Raw genomic sequence first — 16,611 nt, 5'->3', positions numbered from 1 at the left:
CTATAAAAATACCGAAGGAGATGGTGATGCAAAGACGTTCATTTCTTAAGAAGGCTACCGTAGGCGCTGGAGTTGCTGCTCTGGGCGCGCCAGCACTTGCACAAAGTTTGCCAACACTCAACTGGCGCTTGGTTTCTAGTTTCCCAAAATCCTTGGATACCCTTTATGGTACCCCCGAAGTCTTTGCGAATTCCTTGCGCAAAGCTACTGACGGAAAGTTCAACGTCAAAGTATTTGCTGCGGGCGAGGTGGTTCCAGCGTTACAGGTCTTAGATGCGGTACAAAATGGCACTGTGGAGTGTGGTCACACAGCAAGTTATTACTACCTCGGAAAAAATAGCGCGTTCATTTTTGATACTGCAGCTCCATTTGGCATGACTGCTCGTCAACAATCAGCCTGGATGTTGCATGGCAATGGTATGAAGTTAATGCGTGAACTTTATGCAAGTTACAACATTGTGAATTTCTTAGGCGGTCAAACTGGTACCCAGATGGGCGGCTGGTTTCGTAAAGAAATTAAATCTCCAGAAGATTTAAAAGGTCTGAAATTCCGTATCGCTGGATTTGCAGGCCAAGTATTGGCAAAGTTGGGTGTAGTGCCGCAGCAATTGCCTGCAGGGGAAATTTATTCTGCTTTGGAAAAAGGCACTATTGATGCTGCTGAATTCGTAGGTCCATATGATGATGAAAAGTTGGGCTTGGCCAAGGTGGCCAAGAACTACTATTACCCTGCATTCTGGGAAGGTGCTGCAGGCCTCTCATTCTTGGTAAATAAAAAACAGTGGGATTCTTTGCCACCTTCATATCAAGCAGCCTGGGAGGCAGCTTGTTTTGAGGCGCATACTGATATGTGCGCAAAATACGATGCACTCAATCCACCAGCATTGCAACGTCTCTTGCAAAATGGTGCCGTTCTTCGCAAGTTCAATACCTCCATCATGGATGCCTGCTTTAAAGCTAGCCAAGAAACTTATGCAGAAGAATCCGCTAAGAATCCTCAGTTTAAGAAGATTTTTGATGACTATCGCGTATTTAGGAACATGGAGGCACAGTGGTTTGGTGTTGCTGAGCAGGCATTTGCTCAATACAGCTTTGCTAAAAAGCTTTAAGCAGTCAGTACGCCTCAACATCAAGGGCTCTATGGAGCCCTTTTTCTTTTTAGTGCCACAACACACTACACTACAGTAATGGTTAAAACTCAATTGCAAGCATCGTGAATCTCTCTGCTATTTGGACGCGCATTAAGCAACATCCTTTGTCTAGAGTGGGGCCTGGTTTAGTGACAGGTGTTGCAGATGATGATCCAAGTGGGATTGTGACCTATTCTCAAGCTGGCGCGCAATTTGGTTTCAATATGCTGTGGACCATGCCATTTGCCTATCCATTAATGTCCACTATTCAAGTTTTATGTGCGCGTATCGGTAGAGTTACCGGTAGAGGACTCTCTGCCAATATGAAGCTCGCATTTCCTCCTGCTGTTTTGATTGGATTAGTTTCTATTTTGTTGCTTGCGAATGTTTTAAATATAGCTGCAGATATCGCGGCAATGGGCGAGGTTGCTCAGCTAGTTACCGGCATTAATTGGCACATCATGACAGGTGTATTTGTTCTGCTCACACTAGTTTTGCAAATATTGATTCCCTATCGTCACTACGTATTTTTCTTAAAGTGGCTTTCGTTATCTTTGCTGGCATATGGTGCTGTTTTATTTACAGTGCATGTCCCATGGGGTGATGTTATTTGGAGTACATTTTTTCCGCAGATCACTTTTAATGCAGATGCTGCGGCAGTCGTTGTGGGTGTCTTTGGAACAACAATCAGTCCTTATTTATTCTTCTGGCAAGCTTCTCAAGAGGTTGAGGACATGAATCTACGACATGAGTCTAGTTTGCTAAATGATCATGGTGAAGAAGGTGATAAAGAAATTCATTCTGAATTACGCAGAATTTCTTGGGATACTTGGAGCGGCATGCTGTATTCCAATGTGGCGGCGTATTGCATTATTTTGGCGACTGCCGTGACTTTGCATGCTGCTGGAATTCGAGACATTAATACTGCTGCAGAGGCTGCAGCAGCTCTAAGGCCGCTTGCAGGTGAATTTGCATTTCTATTATTTGCACTAGGAATTCTAGGTGTTGGCCTAATGGGTGTGCCGATCTTGGCGGGTTCTGCGGCCTATGCTCTATCCGAAGTATTTGGTTGGCGTTCTAGCCTTGAGGACAGCGCTAGGCAGGCTAGTAAGTTTTATTTAATCATCGCGTTAAGTGTTCTCGGAGCTTTGGCAATTCAGTACTCACCCATTAGCCCTATGAAGGCCTTATTTTGGAGTGCGGTGCTTAATGGGGTTGTGGCGGTGCCTTTGATGGTGGCCATTATGGTGCTTTCTTGCAAGGTCTCAGTTATGGGGCCTCACGTAGCAAGCTGGAGTATGAAAATTTTTGGTTGGCTTGCAACTATCTTTATGGCAATTGCTGCACTCTATATGTTTGTGGCTCAGTAAGCCACTATCTTGGTAAGATCGCTGGATGCCTGATTCGCTTATCATCCCATTAATTCAATCTTTTCATACACATACTTTTGCATTCTTTCTTACTGCCATCGCCAGCGTTGTGGTGGTGGGTATCTCTAAGAGTGGCTTTGGGGCTGGCTTAGGTACGCTCTCACTTCCATTAATGGCTAGTCAAGTGAGTGTTGGTGAGGCTCTGGCAATTCTTTTGCCCTTATTGATTGCCATTGATTTGGTAGGACTGCAGCGTTTTATTCGTAATGCCAATTGGCGGATCTTAAAATTAGTGATCCCACCTGCAATGATTGGTATGGGTTTGGGAGTTATTTTCTTTAAATCGATCACACCCAAGACACTTAGCCTCTCAATCGGTATCTTTACCTTACTCTTCTTAGTCCAGAATCTGGCCATGTCTCACTTTGATGCGCGAGACGCTAAACCTTATCCTTGGTTGGGCAGATTTATGGGGATGACCACAGGCTTCACCTCTTTTGTTGCCCATATTGGCGGCCCACCGATCACTCTATTTATGTTGAGAGAAAAATTACTACCAATGGTCTATACATCGACTCTTGGAGTTTTCTTCACGGTGATCAATTTTGGAAAAATTGCGCCGTATGCTTACCTAGATCTTCTAAACTTTCAGCAGCTAGCTACCTCAGTATTGCTCTTGCCTTGTGTACCTATTGGTGTTTACTTGGGCTTCTACTTAGCCAAGCGAATTTCAATGAAATGGTACTACCGAACGGTGCGTTTCTTCTTGCTGATAGCTGGCGTTAAGCTCGTAATAGATGGCTTGATCTAGGTTTTAATCAATACGCTTTGTAAAAAGCGCGAGATATCCATGAGCTCCTCACGATTGACAGAGTGCTCCATGGGGTATTCATTCCAAGAGACTGAATAGCCCATTTTTTCTAATAGAGCATAAGAAGCTTCGGCACGTTCAGGCACAACCACCGCATCATATATACCATGCGCCATAAAGATTGGCGTGTGTTGATTGGCAGGATGCTTTTCGGTGTTCAGGGACATCGCTAGTGGAAGATATCCAGAAAGGGCCATGATGCCGGCAAGCTTATGGGGAAAGCGAAGTCCAATCTGAAGAGCCATTGCACAACCTTGAGAGAAGCCAGCCAGAACAATGTTTTCATAAGCGATTCCTCGACTTGCCTCCTTTTCAATTAACTGAACAATCGAGGCTGCTGATCGATGAATACCTGCGGCATCTTCTTGATCCATCAAATTTCTGCCAACGATGTCATACCAAGCTGGCATCACGTATCCACCATTTACCGTAACCGGCATACTTGGCGCGCTTGGAAATACAAATCGAATTCCGGGACAACCCTCTAGGTGCAGTTCGGGGACGATAGGCACAAAATCATTGCCATCTGCCCCAAGGCCATGCAACCAGATGATTGAAGTGCTTGGATTGGGAGAGGTCTCAATTTCGATGCATGGCAACATAAGATTTCAGTGCTCCTAATGTGATGACGATTAATTAAAACCTATTCTAATGGGGTGTAATATATCTGAAAGAGTTCTCGCTACCGTCGGAGGTGTTGGGTGAAGCCGTTCTATATTGATTATCCTCAGGAAAAAATTGAAGAGCACCAGCATGCCTATCGATGTATGTATTGCAAGATTCCTACTACAGTGATTTTTGGCTTGCTAGAAAACCATGCTGAGGATTGCACTTACCGCAAACAACAAAGTAAATGGGTTCAGTTGGAAGCCAAACTAAAACCCCATAATGAGCATTTCGATGAACCCCATGCTGACGAGGTCGATTAAATGAAAACTTATCCAATTGCGATTGAATTAACAGTTTGGTTTGATCTGGGACTCAATCAGTATGAAGTAACGATCGATGGGGTCTCCAAAATTTCGGTGAAAAGAACAGATGATGTATTGCATAGCAGAGAACTTTCTTCTGCAGAGACACAAATCTTATTGGATGCAATTGAAGTTCTGAAAGTGCCTGTTACAGAAGAGCTCACGGCAAACTCAAATAGCAAGGCCTCCTCAAGCTATGAGTTAATCATAGAGTCGGCACATTTCTCTCTAGAATTTAACTGGGAGAATTTAGATGTGGAGGCATGCAATACGAATGCTTTTGAATCAGTAATTAAGCTTGCCAGTCTCGTGCAAAGCTTGGATTTAGATCATTAGTTCAACTTTGACCCTAAGCTTCTACAACTACAAAGTCTCCTTGCGAGACTTTTTCTCTAAATTGGGAAAAAGAAAATAGGGCCTTAATCGATTTGGTGTTGATGACTTCAATCTTGCCATCCGGAGTAAGGTTGGCAAGATATTCGCCTTCGGGAAATAAGGCCGCAGGAACCGTCTCCGTATTATGAATTTGGGCGTTTAGTACTAGACTTTTTGTAATTTTGATACGCATGCTGTATCTTAAGTTCCATTAATTAGTAGCAATTAAGATCTTGCACAATTTGGAAAATGAGATGCACCAATTGGGTGTGTTCATGTGGGGGCGCTCAAAAGAGTGCCCAAACTGCTTTTCGTGGCAGCTCCAAAGAGTGATTGATTGATTTGCGCACCTATCTAGTGCATTTTATGTATAACTTTTAACCAGAATTTTGATGTCACAGGGCTATATTTAAATTGCGACCCTCAATATCCAGTTATGACCTCCCCTTATCTCTTTGTCTACGGCACATTAAAGTCTGATGCGTGCAATCCCAATGCAAATAATCTGCATCAGAATGCTCAATTACTCGGGTCCGCAAAATGGCAGGGCGCGCTTTATCTGGTGAGGAACTATCCAGGAGCAGTTAGATCTACTAATGGGAGTGAGCATGTCTTAGGTGAAATCTGGAAACTCAATGATCCAGAAACATTACTTATATCTTTGGATGAATATGAGGAGTGTGCTCCAAGAAGCCCTAAGCCGCATGAATACATCAGATCTCTCGAGCCAGTACATTTCGAGGTAGAAATAGTGAAGGCCTGGGTCTATATCTACAACCTAGATATCGATAATCTTAAAAAGATTGAGTCTGGTAACTTTATTAATGAAAACCAAATTTTGATACGTAGGAAAAATGAAGATATACGGCGCTAATTAGTATATCCAGGAGAGTTTCAATAGATTAATGAAGGGCTCTGGGCCGATTGCCATTGGCCCAAGAAATGGATGAATAAATAGAACTAAGAAATATAAAATTCCAACAACGGTTGAGCTCAGAAAGAAAATTAGCAAAACGTGGATGCGTTTTGATTTCATCTGGAATAGGCAAGAGAAAACTAGAAAAACCATAAGACTGCTGATAAGCCCTATCCATGCGGGTGGTGCTAAGGAAAAGTGAGCATTATAAATTCGGCTTCTACGCAGTTCAGTTGCCTGTAGAGTCAGGCTTAAAAGTTGTTGATGCGCATTTGATTCCCCCATATTTTGGGGTTTGATCTGTATTGCTAAATGCTCTATCTCAAGTAGTTGCTTATAGGCTTTCACACTAAACTGGTCTTTGCTAAGGAGTGGCCATTCTTCTTCAATTACGGTATTAACATAAGTTTTTAATTTAGCTTGCCCATTCCGCTCTACCTCAGGCGGAAACGCGGACAAAACGCGATAGACATTATTGAGGGCGCCAGCTTCTTTAGCGATAGCATCGCTTACACCGTTATAGTTTTGCCAGGCCAATACTGTTACAAAGGCAAATACCAAACTAAAGACTACCCCCATAGCGTTATAGATATAACCTGCATATTGTGAATCTTCCCCAAAGAGAAAGCTTGGAAAAATATTTTGTGTCAGCCAGAAAACCAAAAAGCAGATTACTAACAGAATTACTAGTAGCTCAAAGCGCAAGCCAAAGTCATGGGCCAAAAGAAGATATCTGAGTGCTGGCAGGTCCATAGTTTTAATGCTTATCTGAGAGGTCTAAGAGGGTTTTTGCGGGGGGCTTATGACATGCTAAAGGATTTTGGCGTCCTGACATCAGTTTTTTTGCATTACCCAAAGGACTGAATTGCATTTGCTAAAGCCAAAATGCGCTTAGCATCTTGGATATGGAGTTCTTCGATTAACTTACCATTAAGAACGGCAATGCCCGCTCCAGATTTGATGGCGGCCTCGTAAGCAGTAATACGTTCCTGAGCTTCAGCGACTTCCTCGGTAGAAGGTCCAAAAGTTTCATTGGCGAATGCAATTTGACTTGGGTGAATTAAGGTCTTGCCATCAAAACCCATATCCCTGCCTTGAATGCAAGACTGTTTTAAACCTACCTCATCATCTAATGAGAGGTGAACACCATCCAAGACACAAAGACCAAAGGCTCTCGCTGCCAGTATCGATAGCGATAGTGCGGTTTGAGTCTCGACTCGACTAGGGGTATGCTTACCATGGAGATCTTTAACAAGATCAGATGTTCCTAAAACTAGCGCCTCTAGAAGTGGGTGCGATCCGGAAATTTCTTCTAGTTTAAAAATGGCCTTAGGTGTTTCAATCATGGCCCAAATCGTCAAGTCGGGGCGCGCATTAGATTCTTTGAGAACCTTTGCTACTTCCTGCACTTGTGTGGCCGACTCTACTTTTGGTAATACAATGGCATCCGCCTTGCTATTGGCAAATGCTTTCAAGTCATCTAGTCCCCAAGGCGTATTGAGACCATTGATTCTGACAACAGCCTCACGATGGCCAAAGCCAGTCTGCAGAGCTTCAAGAATATTTTGTCTAGCAGCAACCTTAGCATCTGGTGCAACCGCATCTTCTAGATCCAAAATCAGAGAATCTGCCGCTAGTATTTTGGCTTTTTCTAATGCTCTTGTATTGGCACCAGGCATATAAAGAACGGAACGGCGGGGTCTGCTGATATTGATCATGGTTATAAACACTTTTAATTTACTGTAATTTGAACAATTCCTCTTGATTTGCCAGAATCCGGATCGATCGTTTTTAAGGAGGCAAGTAAGTCACTAGTTTTGACCCAGAATAAAGGATATTTAAATTTAGCCACGTCTAGAATCAATGCAGAATCTGATTTTGAGTCATAAGTGCCTATTGGTGAAAAGTGACCGCTAAGATTAGTTTAGATCCTAATGCTCGAGATCAATTTAAATCTGATCCTACATATGAATAAACAGTAGAGTTTTGCTCTAAATATGCTGAAATTTCTTTTGATCTCAATTACAAAAGCGAGCCTCTATCGACATTTGATCCTATGGTGAGAAGGGTACTAAAAAAGGAATGGGTTGCCCCTTGAATTTCGGTAACTAAAATTTAGATCTTCAAGTTCAAAAGCCTTGCTGCATTTCCACCTAGGATACCGATGCGATCGGCATTACTCAAGCCTTTGGTTGCCATTACGCGCTCTACCGGAAATTCTTCCCAAGGTATTGGATGATCAGTTCCAATCACCACCTGACTTGCGCCGACCTGCGAGACTAAATATGCCAATGCTTCAGGGGTAAAGACTAATGAGTCAAAATAAAGCTGCTTGAGGTATTCGGAAGGTTTTTTCTTGAGCACGATATTTGGATCACAATTTTGTGGTGAAACAAAGCAGCTGTGATCCATGCGTGGTGCATAGGATCCCAAGAAGCCACCACCATGTGCCGCTAGTACCTTAAGTTGCGGATACTTATCTAAAACACCTTCATAGATGAGATGTTGTAAGGCAATCGTAGTATCTAAGGGGTTACCAATGACATTAGACATCCAGCCATTTCCCTTGAAGCGCTGAGCAAGTTGTGGGGTACTTTGAGGATGAATAAAGAGGGCTACGTTTAGCTCTTGAGCTTTTGCTAATACTGGATGATATTTTGGATCAGAGAAATCTTGTCCTGCAACGCTACCACCAATGGCGGCACCGCGAAGACCTTGATGTTTCACAGCAAATTCAAGTTGCTCAACAGCCAATTCTGGATATTGCATTGTGAGTGACGCAAAGGCGGCAAACTTATCTGGTCGGAGAGCGCATAACTCAGCTAGATGGAGATTGTTTAGGCGACAGATTTCAGCGGCGGTTTCTTTATCTTTACGATACCAATAGGGATTGATACTGAGTACTTGCATATCAATGCCTTGAGCTTCCATGGCCTTAATGCGCTCATTGATTTTGATGAAATGCTCTGGAACGCCCTTGGTGGGTGGTGGCACAGACTTGGCATCCTCGCCCATCAAATCGATTGCATCTTGAAACATGCAGTGCGCATGAACATCGATCGTTTTAATGCGTTTCCCATTAATAAAGACTGGGGTTATCCGTTTTGGCTGATCGTCTGCAGCAGGTGAGAGGCCGCAACCGCAAAAGAATAATCCCCCCAAAGCTTTGCCAGATGTTTTCAGAAAAGAGCGACGATTGTGCATGGATGAATTTTCTATCTATGTTTTAGCGAACAGCATTCATACCGCTATGTTTGATTGGCTCTGCTGCATTTAGTGAGCTGAGGTATTGAATTAGCTTTTTGGCAGCCTCTTGGTTAGGCGAATTCATGATGATGGCTGCTGCAAAAGTCTGAATGAGCTGAATATCGCTTGGGAGGGCACCCACATAATCAACGCCTGCAATATTCACGAGTTCGCTACTGGGTTGAACGGCAATGTTGGCTTCACGCGCAGCTAAAACCGCAGTAGCTTGTGAACCTCGTTCGGTCACTTGCACTGTAAGTTGATTTTTAATGCCAAGCTTTGGAAATAGTTCATCTATTAAGTAGATTCCACTGGTGCTGCCTGGCACAACGATTTTTTTCGCCTTGACCAATGCATCTGCAAAAGCTTTGGTGGTTGATATATCTGGCCTTGGATTCCCTGTAGGCACGGCCAATCCTAAAGGCGCCTTTGCTAAATCCACGTCTGAGTTTGGAATAATCCTGTTTTGGGCGATTAGTTCTTCAAGGCCCTCACGCGATAGGATCACGACGTCTGCTGTTACGCCGGCAGCAAGTTGTGCTTTGATGGTTTTGGGCCCACTGCCTTGCGATGCACCTGACTTGGTAACAACTTGAATGCCAGTTGCCTTCTCAAACGCAGGAAGCATTTGCTTGTATGGCCCTGAAAAACCACCCGATATCATCACTTCAAGTTGAGCCATGGCTGGGGTGCTTAGTAGCAAAGAGAGTGCGAGGGTAATGAGAAATTTCAAATGACGCTCCAAATTTATTTAGCCCTAATAAATTTCTGAGCTCGCTTACCTGTATCAACCTCAGTGGTATAGACGCTACCATCAGAATCAACCGCAATGTTATGTACCCAGTGAAACTCACCGGCATTTCTTCCGCTTCTTCCAAATGAGCTGAGTTTGCGTCCAGAGTCGCGCTCAATAACCGTGACTTCATTGTTAGTGCCATCGGCAATCAATAGGTACTTTTGATTTCCATCCGCTGGTATCAGATCCCATACCGAGCCAGAACCTTTGGTATCAGTTTCAAATGCCATTTCTCGAATAAATTTGCCATTCTTCTCAAATACTTGGATTCGATTATTTGCTCTATCGCAGACAAATAAAGTGTTGTCCTTCATAAGGCGAACACAATGAACCGGGTTTGCAAACTGCGGAGATGACGGATTGAAGTTTGGTATCTTTTCATCGCTAGGAACGTTGCCATAAGCCCCCCAGTGACGTTTGTATGTACCCGTATTAGAGTCAAAGACAATTACCCGTTTATTTAAATATCCATCAGCAATGTAGACCTCATTCGCCAAGGGATCGACATTCATATGGGCGGGACGTCCAAGTTGATTTGGATCATTACTGCCTAGACTTGCGCCAGGTGACCCAATCTGAAGAAGAAACTTGCCTTGTTGTGTGAATTTCAAAATCATATGGTCAGTTTGATCATTGCCGCCTACCCAAACATATCCATTAGGGTCGATATAAATTCCATGTTCATTTTTTGGCCAGTTGTAACCAGTACCAGGTCCACCCCATGCTTGCAATAAGTTACCTTTTTTATCAAATTCAAGAACAGGTGGTGCTGGTATGCAGCACTTTGATCTTTTGGGGTTTAGGGTTGCGCCTTTTTCATCATCTGTAATCGTAAGAGGGCGATGAATGATCCAGATGTGATCATTTTTATCAGTAGCTACGCCTGCTACCTGTCCTAAGATCCAGTTATTAGGTAGTGCTTTTGGCCAGGATGCATCGACTTTGTATTCCGGGGCTTTTGTAGAAGTTTGATTTTGTGAAAATGCGCTGCAGCTGACCGCAACAAATGTAATGAGAAGTCCGCGACGAATGATTGTTTTCATGGAGATCTCCTTAGCGGCTTGCTGGTTTAGAAAGATAATTTAATGACTGAGCTTCGCTCTTTAGTGGCGTTACTTTGTCCGGATCAAACCGAATCATTAAGTAGTTAATATGGTCTGGAATTTCAGTAAACCAATGACCTGTGCCAGCGGGTATTACTACGACATCACCTGGCTGAAGCTTACGTGAGATTCCGTTGAGAATTTCACTGCCGTTGTTTCCTGGGCCATTGAATTCAACCACGGTTTTTTGGGTGGCTGGCCTGCGTTGACGGTTAGTAATGTCTGGTCCAAGCACCAAGGTCCCGGAACCAGAAATAATGTGATAGACCTCACTAATCTGATCATGCTCTGCTACTGAGTCTGGATTTGGCGCCTCAAGCTTGCCGCGATATACCATGCCAATTCCTACGTGCGCTTTACCAATATCAATATCGCGCACTTGTTGATCGATGTGACCCTCTTGAATTGCTTTCTTCGTATAGGCATTGAGCTCATCTACGGGAATAAATGTGCCGGGGCACATATAGCAAGTTGGCTGAGGATCCGTAGGGTTCACTTTTGGCTGTGCAGCAAGTGAAGTGCTAATCAGCAATGCAATGATGGCATATAGGTATTTCATATTGTCTCCCTATTTTTTAACTACTATTTTCTGAAGAGCTTACTCTGAATCACCTCATATGCAGCCTGTTATATGGGTTATCCCTTAGGCCATCTAAGATTGCCTGTTAAATAATGGGCATTTTGATGTTTGCTTGTCCATACAACTTTGCAGTATCTGTGGACTACGCGAGTTCCCAGTAATATCCTTCTAATAATTTTGAAAATCATTTTATGCATGATCAAATCGTTATTCATTAGGGGGTGGTTAATGAAAAAACTTTTATTTGTTTTCTGCGCGGTTCTTGGTAATTGCGTAATTGCTGTAGCGGCTCCACAAGAGCCAGTATTTTCAGTGGTCCAAAAAGAGCAGGGTCCTTATTTAGCGACCTTAAAAGAATTAGTTTCTATCGAGTCTGGCAGTAGGAATCGCGAGGGGCTAGATAGGATATCTCAACTTATTTTTAATAAGTTAAAGAGTTTAGGTGGCCAAGTTGAATTTATTGAGCCTGGTATGAGTATGTATCGTATGCACGATACCCCCGACAATCCTGGCCGAATGGTGAAAGCTGAATTTAAAGGCTCTGGCAAAAAGAAAATTCTTTTGATTGCTCATATGGATACTGTGTATCTAAAGGGCATGTTAGCCAAGCAGCCATTTCGAATTGATGGCGATCGCGCTTATGGTTTGGGTATATCCGATGATAAGCAAGGCATAGCATTAATATTGCACACCATTGAAAGTTTGAAAAAGTTAAAAGTTAATGACTATGGAAAAGTAACGGTACTAATTAACGGCGATGAAGAAATAAGTTCGCCAGCAGCTAGGGCATATTTTTCAAAGTTGGGTGCTGAGCATGATGTCACTTTCTCATGTGAGGCATCACAAGCAAAGTCTGATCGTATTGCGCTCACTACCGCAGGAATTGCTGCAGTAAATTTAAATATTACTGGCAAGGCATCGCATGCTGGCTCTGCTCCCGAGCTTGGTAGAAATGCTCTAGATGAGCTCTCTTATCAGATTCAGCAAATGCGTAATTTATCTGATGCTAAAGAGGGCATTAAGATGAATTGGACATTAGCTACCGCTGGAACTAATCGCAATGTGATTCCAGCAAGCGCATTTGCTACTGCAGATGTTCGGGTAATGAAAAAAGACGACTTTGATGTAGTTGAAAGAGAAGTGCGAGAGCGCGTTAAAACACAGCAGACACCTGATGTCAAAGTTGATATAGGCTTTGAGCGCCGCCGTCCCCCTCTAGTAACCAGCCCACAATCTCTGCAGATGGCTGAATATGCGAAAAAGGTATATGCCGAACTAGGGCGAGATTTGGTTTTGGGTACAGTAGCAACGGGTGGCGGAACAGATGCAGCTTTTGCAGCGCTTGATACTCAAAATCCTGTGATTGAGAGTATGGGTGTTCAGGGGTTCGGTGCCCACTCTAATGATGATGAATATATCTTGGTGAGCTCAATTACTCCAAGAATGTATTTACTTTCTCGTTTGATCATAGATATATCTAACGGCAAAGTTGGGTCAGGTAATTAAATTCCCGCGACTTAATGGCAAAAGAAAAAGCCACCCGAGGGTGGCTTTTGTATAACTGGTGGGTCGGGCGAGATTCGAACTCGCGACCAACGGGCTTAAAGAGGTTTGATTGGTTCAGACAGGACGGTAAATTGCTCAAACCTATTCATTTCGATCCAGGCGATCCGAAATCAGATTGGCAAGAATGGATTCATCGCCATTAAACGCTAGTTCCATTGCTTGATAAATTTGTTCCTGCTCCAGGTCGGAGTAGTCGAGCTGATATCCGGCTGATTGACTAAGTTGGGAGATGAATATGCGTTGTACGCGACCATTTCCCTCTCTAAAAGGATGAAGGGCATTGATCTCTGAAAGGTAATGCGCCAATCTTTTCGATAAGGCATTGGCATCCAACCCTTTGAGCCAGTTTTCGCGAGCTAGTCTGTTAAAGATATCATTTGCCGCTGACTCAATGAAGCGCACATTAGCAAAGCGACTATTACCACGACTTATATCTACTGTGCGAATCTTGCCGGCCCAGTCATATACGTCCTGAAAGAGTGCCAAATGAACGTGCTGAAGATGAGCAAGGTCAAATTGACCTGCTATGGGTTTCTCTAGAATTTCAATTGAGCGCAAAGTAGATAGCTCACCTTCGTAGGTGTCTAAATCTTCTGCGTTGGTTATTTCTGCTTTGTTTCGAAGTACATCTGTACCTGGGTAGCAGTAGGTGTCATCCGCGTCGTAGCGTGACATAGCGTTGCTTAGTTTCTTCCAAAATTTGCGCAATACTCTTTTTGCCGGCAACATAATCAGTAAGGTTTTGCTCTAACTGCTTAGTTGGAACAATACCTTCAATCCGAGCAGAAGCTACAGCGTTAGAAACGTTGTATTGGCGAGCTTGAGATTGGTTGGCAAACTTAGTTGGCATAAGTCTATTTTAGTCGATTTGGGGGTGATTTCCTAGCCATAAAATAGCTCTAAATCAGGCCTTAAATAGCTATTTGGAGGGATGATGTGACTAATAAAAAAGCCCCGCAGAAGCGAGGCTTAGTAATGCTTGGTGGGTCGGGCGAGATTCGAACTCGCGACCAACGGATTAAAAGACGCAAAATTGTCCTAAAACAGTAATTTAGACATTGGCTTAAACCTGCCTAGATTCAGGTGCGATATAGGCAGTGGGTTTTGTGGAGTCGATTGGTGCGAGGTGGAGGTCAGTTGGTTTTGGCAATGTCGTGTTGGAGTGTCTGGAAACGCGACACTTGGTTGTCGGGAAAACCGACAGAAATTACGACTACTCAGAGCAATTAATTCAATTAACCCCAAACATGCTAGATCTTCTAGTGGGATAGATAAAAAAGTCTCATAAGCGCTTAATTGTTATATTAGTTGAATGCAAAGCATACTGTCAGCTGACTTTTACCTTTTTGGGCTCATTTTGTTGGGTTCATTTGTCTGCTCGTATTCATTTCTTTTTACGGAAAAGCCGGTCCCAAATTCAATTAAGTTCTGGGTGGCATCGGCGCTATTTGCTATTGCTCAGTTCATAACTTCAGGATATGCCACCCAAAGCTCCGAGATTGGATTTAATTTTGGATTACAGGCTTTTGCATTTTCAAATTCGTTTTACATCATTTCAGTGGTTTTTCAAACCTTATTTTGCTATTCGCTTTTAAGTAATACCCCCACAAAAGCCGTTGGCGTTGCGTTAGTAATGACAGTTTTATTTAGCTGCCAATTTTTTGTGACACACTATTTGGGTTATATATCTTTAGCGGCATTTGAGGTTGCTTTTCTGGTGGTAATTTTACAGTTTTTGCAAATTACTTTTTTACGAAACAGTCAGCGTAAAAATAAATCAATTCCACTTAACTTGTTGTTGATCTTTACTTCAGTGGAATTAATTTTTGCCTGTGGAAGATTGGCAGTAGTCAGTTGGAAACTGTTTGCTTCCAATGCTGATCAATTGGTGGTGAGCTTTGACGACATACCCCTATCCTTAATTCTGATCTCAACAGCAAATATGCTCTTTAATGTACTTTCATACCAGGCAATGGTGGGTTACTGGTCTGAACGAGCCGTACGCGCCAAGGTTGAGACAAGTACTGAAAACAATAACATTCGTGAGCTGCTCTCCGAGCGAAACAAACTTATTGGCTCTTTGTCGCGAGTGAATAAAACTGCGATAACAGGTGCATTGTCTGCATCCATAGCCCATGAACTCAATCAGCCATTGGGGGCTATCAAGCTTGCAATACAGTTATTGAAAACTTTGGTTGACAAGAATGCTGTGCCTCCTATTGCAGAAAAAGTAATGAATGACATTGAAAATGAGAATCAAAAAGCTAGTGATCTTATAAAAACCTTGCGAGCAATTTTTACTGACGGCGGAACTGAAAAAAAGTTAGTATCGCTCGATAATCTGATTCAGTCAGTTTTGATGCTTTATAAAAATAAGCTTCAGGAAAATCACATACAAGTTGATTGCTCTTTATCTGCTCCAATATTAATTAATGGGAACAGTGTTGAGCTGCACCAAGTTCTTATTAATTTAATTAATAACTCGGTTGATGCTTTAGTTGGTATTGATAATTCAGAGCGCAAGCTAGTTATCGAAACTAGCCAAAATAATCAAAGCCTTCTTTTCTCAATTTCTGACAATGGCCCAGGAGTTCCGGCGCGGCAAATTGGCACTATGTTTGAGTTAATTAAAGATACAAAAAAATCAGAGGGTATGGGACTAGGCCTTTGGCTTGTGAAGTTTATTGTTGAGCGTCACAGGGGGTCTATTTCGTATCGTCAGTCAAAGTTTGGCGGGGCACAATTTGATGTTGTATTACCCATGAGTGCTAATGAGGGTTAAAAAGCTTAACTTGAGAATTTGTATTTTTAACGGATAAAAGATATTACAACTCACTATCGTGAGTTTTTCGAATATCCACAATTTGGCACAATTAACACTTAACCTCTCTTTTCATAAACTATGTCTCCAAATCCATCTAGCATCAAACAATCTCAAAGTGATAGGTTAGAGCATGTTTTTTTAATTGAGGATGATGATGGCATGCGCAACACCATCCAAGTCACTTTAGAGTTGTTGGGTTACGTAGTTCACTCCTTTAATGACCCTAGGGAATTTCTAGCCATGGATTTCATCGAGGCTCCATCCGTAGTTATCACTGATATGCGCATGCCAAATATGAGTGGTATTGAGTTGCAAAGTGAGTTATCGACTAGGGGTCTTAATATCCCTATCGTATTCGTGAGCGGTCAAAGTACATTGGAACAGGGGTTGACTGCCATGAAGCAAGGCGCTACTGAGTTTCTGGTAAAGCCTTTTAGTCGCGAGGATTTAATTAAGGCTGTAGTTAATGGAATTGGCCAAGATCTTTCAAGACTTCGTTCATTAAATAAGGCTGAGAAAGTTTCACATCTTTTAAAAATGCTCACTAAAAGTGAGCTTGACGTTTTTAAGCTTTTAGAAAAAGGCTTTAATAATCAGGAAATAGTTCAGGCAACGGGCCTGACTCTATATACCGTCAAAAATTACAAAACAAAGGTAATGCAAAAGTTGGGAGTCAAATCTCTTTCTGAGCTCATGAGCCTAAATGAACGTTAGTTAAAAATTAACAAATACTCACGATCGAGAGTATTGCGGTTTGGCCATGTAATTGATAATAAATTACACATAAACCCGCATTAGATGGCCTCAATTTGAGCATGTCCCCCAAAGTCTTTTCTATCAAAAGATTCACTTTTACATTTGTC

19 protein-coding genes and 1 pseudogene are annotated in these 16,611 nt (G+C 42.6%); 9 read left to right on the top strand and 11 right to left on the bottom strand.

What is annotated here, in order from left to right; genetic code table 11:
* Positions 1 to 26: 26 nt before the first annotated feature.
* The 3 genes from A8O14_RS07610 (at position 27) to A8O14_RS07600 (ending at position 3,311) form a co-directional block, all read left to right on the top strand.
* A complete protein-coding gene (locus A8O14_RS07610; RefSeq protein ID WP_068948955.1) occupies positions 27 to 1,109 on the top strand; it encodes a TRAP transporter substrate-binding protein in 1,083 nt (360 codons plus the stop codon).
* A 104-nt stretch (positions 1,110 to 1,213) separates the two neighbouring features.
* The gene (locus tag A8O14_RS07605) at positions 1,214 to 2,500 is read left to right on the top strand and encodes an NRAMP family divalent metal transporter (RefSeq protein WP_068948954.1); all 1,287 of its coding nucleotides are present in this window, start codon (positions 1,214 to 1,216) and stop codon (positions 2,498 to 2,500) included.
* 25 nt (positions 2,501 to 2,525) lie between these two features.
* Positions 2,526 to 3,311: a sulfite exporter TauE/SafE family protein gene (locus tag A8O14_RS07600; protein WP_068948953.1), complete on the top strand. Its 786-nt coding sequence runs from the start codon at positions 2,526 to 2,528 to the stop codon at positions 3,309 to 3,311.
* Here A8O14_RS07600 and A8O14_RS07595 read toward each other — a convergent pair.
* Positions 3,308 to 3,973, bottom strand: coding sequence for an alpha/beta hydrolase (locus A8O14_RS07595; protein ID WP_068948952.1), 666 nt, complete (start codon positions 3,971 to 3,973; stop codon positions 3,308 to 3,310). The two genes, A8O14_RS07600 and A8O14_RS07595, sit on opposite strands and share 4 nt — an antisense overlap.
* A gap of 99 nt (positions 3,974 to 4,072) precedes the next feature.
* Between A8O14_RS07595 and A8O14_RS07590 the strand changes: the two genes are divergently transcribed.
* Both A8O14_RS07590 and A8O14_RS07585 read left to right on the top strand, forming a co-directional pair.
* Positions 4,073 to 4,300 carry a hypothetical protein gene (locus tag A8O14_RS07590; RefSeq protein WP_068948951.1) on the top strand — a complete coding sequence of 76 codons (228 nt, stop codon included), beginning with the start codon at positions 4,073 to 4,075 and terminating at the stop codon, positions 4,298 to 4,300.
* Positions 4,301 to 4,678, top strand: coding sequence for a hypothetical protein (locus tag A8O14_RS07585; RefSeq protein ID WP_068948950.1), 378 nt, complete (start codon positions 4,301 to 4,303; stop codon positions 4,676 to 4,678).
* Positions 4,679 to 4,691: 13 nt separating this feature from the next.
* On the opposite strand, the gene A8O14_RS07580 is transcribed toward A8O14_RS07585, so the two are convergent.
* The gene (locus tag A8O14_RS07580) at positions 4,692 to 4,910 is read right to left on the bottom strand and encodes a hypothetical protein (RefSeq protein ID WP_068948949.1); all 219 of its coding nucleotides are present in this window, start codon (positions 4,908 to 4,910) and stop codon (positions 4,692 to 4,694) included.
* 243 nt (positions 4,911 to 5,153) lie between these two features.
* On the opposite strand from A8O14_RS07580, the gene A8O14_RS07575 reads away from it, so the two are divergent.
* Positions 5,154 to 5,591 carry a gamma-glutamylcyclotransferase family protein gene (locus A8O14_RS07575; protein ID WP_068948948.1) on the top strand — a complete coding sequence of 146 codons (438 nt, stop codon included), beginning with the start codon at positions 5,154 to 5,156 and terminating at the stop codon, positions 5,589 to 5,591.
* Here the strand turns inward: A8O14_RS07575 and A8O14_RS07570 are convergent, their stop codons facing one another.
* The 7 genes and pseudogenes from A8O14_RS07570 to A8O14_RS07545 form a co-directional block, all read right to left on the bottom strand.
* Positions 5,592 to 6,386, bottom strand: a complete 795-nt coding sequence (locus A8O14_RS07570; RefSeq protein WP_068948947.1) for a bestrophin-like domain — start codon at positions 6,384 to 6,386, stop codon at positions 5,592 to 5,594. It lies immediately after the preceding gene.
* Positions 6,387 to 6,481: 95 nt separating this feature from the next.
* Positions 6,482 to 7,351 carry an HpcH/HpaI aldolase/citrate lyase family protein gene (locus A8O14_RS07565; protein ID WP_068948946.1) on the bottom strand — a complete coding sequence of 290 codons (870 nt, stop codon included), beginning with the start codon at positions 7,349 to 7,351 and terminating at the stop codon, positions 6,482 to 6,484.
* Positions 7,352 to 7,365: 14 nt separating this feature from the next.
* Positions 7,366 to 7,536 (bottom strand): annotated as a pseudogene (locus A8O14_RS12025) (phytochelatin synthase family protein); the annotation flags it as partial.
* A gap of 212 nt (positions 7,537 to 7,748) precedes the next feature.
* Positions 7,749 to 8,837: an amidohydrolase family protein gene (locus tag A8O14_RS07560; protein WP_068948945.1), complete on the bottom strand. Its 1,089-nt coding sequence runs from the start codon at positions 8,835 to 8,837 to the stop codon at positions 7,749 to 7,751.
* A gap of 22 nt (positions 8,838 to 8,859) precedes the next feature.
* Positions 8,860 to 9,612 carry a substrate-binding domain-containing protein gene (locus A8O14_RS07555; protein WP_145915346.1) on the bottom strand — a complete coding sequence of 251 codons (753 nt, stop codon included), beginning with the start codon at positions 9,610 to 9,612 and terminating at the stop codon, positions 8,860 to 8,862.
* A 14-nt stretch (positions 9,613 to 9,626) separates the two neighbouring features.
* Positions 9,627 to 10,718 (bottom strand): NHL repeat-containing protein, encoded by a 1,092-nt coding sequence (locus A8O14_RS07550; protein WP_068948944.1) that lies wholly within the window; start codon positions 10,716 to 10,718, stop codon positions 9,627 to 9,629.
* A gap of 10 nt (positions 10,719 to 10,728) precedes the next feature.
* Positions 10,729 to 11,337, bottom strand: coding sequence for a cupin domain-containing protein (locus A8O14_RS07545; protein ID WP_068948943.1), 609 nt, complete (start codon positions 11,335 to 11,337; stop codon positions 10,729 to 10,731).
* Positions 11,338 to 11,586: 249 nt separating this feature from the next.
* Here A8O14_RS07545 and A8O14_RS07540 point away from each other — a divergent pair, with 249 nt between their 5' ends.
* Positions 11,587 to 12,864 (top strand): glutamate carboxypeptidase, encoded by a 1,278-nt coding sequence (locus tag A8O14_RS07540; protein ID WP_068948942.1) that lies wholly within the window; start codon positions 11,587 to 11,589, stop codon positions 12,862 to 12,864.
* Positions 12,865 to 13,005: 141 nt separating this feature from the next.
* On the opposite strand, the gene A8O14_RS07535 is transcribed toward A8O14_RS07540, so the two are convergent.
* Positions 13,006 to 13,599: a Fic/DOC family protein gene (locus A8O14_RS07535; protein WP_068948941.1), complete on the bottom strand. Its 594-nt coding sequence runs from the start codon at positions 13,597 to 13,599 to the stop codon at positions 13,006 to 13,008.
* Positions 13,577 to 13,774 (bottom strand): antitoxin VbhA family protein, encoded by a 198-nt coding sequence (locus tag A8O14_RS11715; protein WP_068948940.1) that lies wholly within the window; start codon positions 13,772 to 13,774, stop codon positions 13,577 to 13,579. The genes A8O14_RS07535 and A8O14_RS11715 overlap by 23 nt, the downstream gene beginning before the upstream one ends.
* 462 nt (positions 13,775 to 14,236) lie before the next feature.
* Between A8O14_RS11715 and A8O14_RS07525 the strand changes: the two genes are divergently transcribed.
* Together A8O14_RS07525 and A8O14_RS07520 are read left to right on the top strand one after the other, a co-directional pair.
* A complete protein-coding gene (locus A8O14_RS07525) occupies positions 14,237 to 15,706 on the top strand; it encodes a sensor histidine kinase (protein WP_068948939.1) in 1,470 nt (489 codons plus the stop codon).
* A 120-nt stretch (positions 15,707 to 15,826) separates the two neighbouring features.
* On the top strand, positions 15,827 to 16,462 hold the full coding sequence (locus A8O14_RS07520; protein WP_068948938.1) for a response regulator transcription factor: 636 nt from the start codon (positions 15,827 to 15,829) through the stop codon (positions 16,460 to 16,462).
* Positions 16,463 to 16,611 lie beyond the last annotated feature (149 nt).

This window comes from Polynucleobacter wuianus, from assembly GCF_001659725.1.
Taxonomy (GTDB): Bacteria; Pseudomonadota; Gammaproteobacteria; order Burkholderiales; family Burkholderiaceae; genus Polynucleobacter; species Polynucleobacter wuianus.
This window is presented reverse-complemented; position numbering and strand designations above follow the sequence as displayed.

Excerpts from the sequence above, each read along its gene's own strand:
- A8O14_RS07610 (WP_068948955.1), top strand. The coding sequence starts at position 27 with ATGCAAAGACGTTCATTTCTTAAGAAGGCTACCGTAGGCGCTGGAGTT.
- A8O14_RS07600 (WP_068948953.1), top strand. The coding sequence starts at position 2,526 with ATGCCTGATTCGCTTATCATCCCATTAATTCAATCTTTTCATACACAT.
- A8O14_RS07595 (WP_068948952.1), bottom strand. The coding sequence starts at position 3,973 with ATGTTGCCATGCATCGAAATTGAGACCTCTCCCAATCCAAGCACTTCA.
- A8O14_RS07585 (WP_068948950.1), top strand. The coding sequence starts at position 4,301 with ATGAAAACTTATCCAATTGCGATTGAATTAACAGTTTGGTTTGATCTG.
- A8O14_RS07580 (WP_068948949.1), bottom strand. The coding sequence starts at position 4,910 with ATGCGTATCAAAATTACAAAAAGTCTAGTACTAAACGCCCAAATTCAT.
- A8O14_RS07575 (WP_068948948.1), top strand. The coding sequence starts at position 5,154 with ATGACCTCCCCTTATCTCTTTGTCTACGGCACATTAAAGTCTGATGCG.
- A8O14_RS07570 (WP_068948947.1), bottom strand. The coding sequence starts at position 6,386 with ATGGACCTGCCAGCACTCAGATATCTTCTTTTGGCCCATGACTTTGGC.
- A8O14_RS07565 (WP_068948946.1), bottom strand. The coding sequence starts at position 7,351 with ATGATCAATATCAGCAGACCCCGCCGTTCCGTTCTTTATATGCCTGGT.
- A8O14_RS07560 (WP_068948945.1), bottom strand. The coding sequence starts at position 8,837 with ATGCACAATCGTCGCTCTTTTCTGAAAACATCTGGCAAAGCTTTGGGG.
- A8O14_RS07550 (WP_068948944.1), bottom strand. The coding sequence starts at position 10,718 with ATGAAAACAATCATTCGTCGCGGACTTCTCATTACATTTGTTGCGGTC.
- A8O14_RS07545 (WP_068948943.1), bottom strand. The coding sequence starts at position 11,337 with ATGAAATACCTATATGCCATCATTGCATTGCTGATTAGCACTTCACTT.
- A8O14_RS07540 (WP_068948942.1), top strand. The coding sequence starts at position 11,587 with ATGAAAAAACTTTTATTTGTTTTCTGCGCGGTTCTTGGTAATTGCGTA.
- A8O14_RS07535 (WP_068948941.1), bottom strand. The coding sequence starts at position 13,599 with ATGTCACGCTACGACGCGGATGACACCTACTGCTACCCAGGTACAGAT.
- A8O14_RS11715 (WP_068948940.1), bottom strand. The coding sequence starts at position 13,774 with ATGCCAACTAAGTTTGCCAACCAATCTCAAGCTCGCCAATACAACGTT.
- A8O14_RS07525 (WP_068948939.1), top strand. The coding sequence starts at position 14,237 with ATGCAAAGCATACTGTCAGCTGACTTTTACCTTTTTGGGCTCATTTTG.
- A8O14_RS07520 (WP_068948938.1), top strand. The coding sequence starts at position 15,827 with ATGTCTCCAAATCCATCTAGCATCAAACAATCTCAAAGTGATAGGTTA.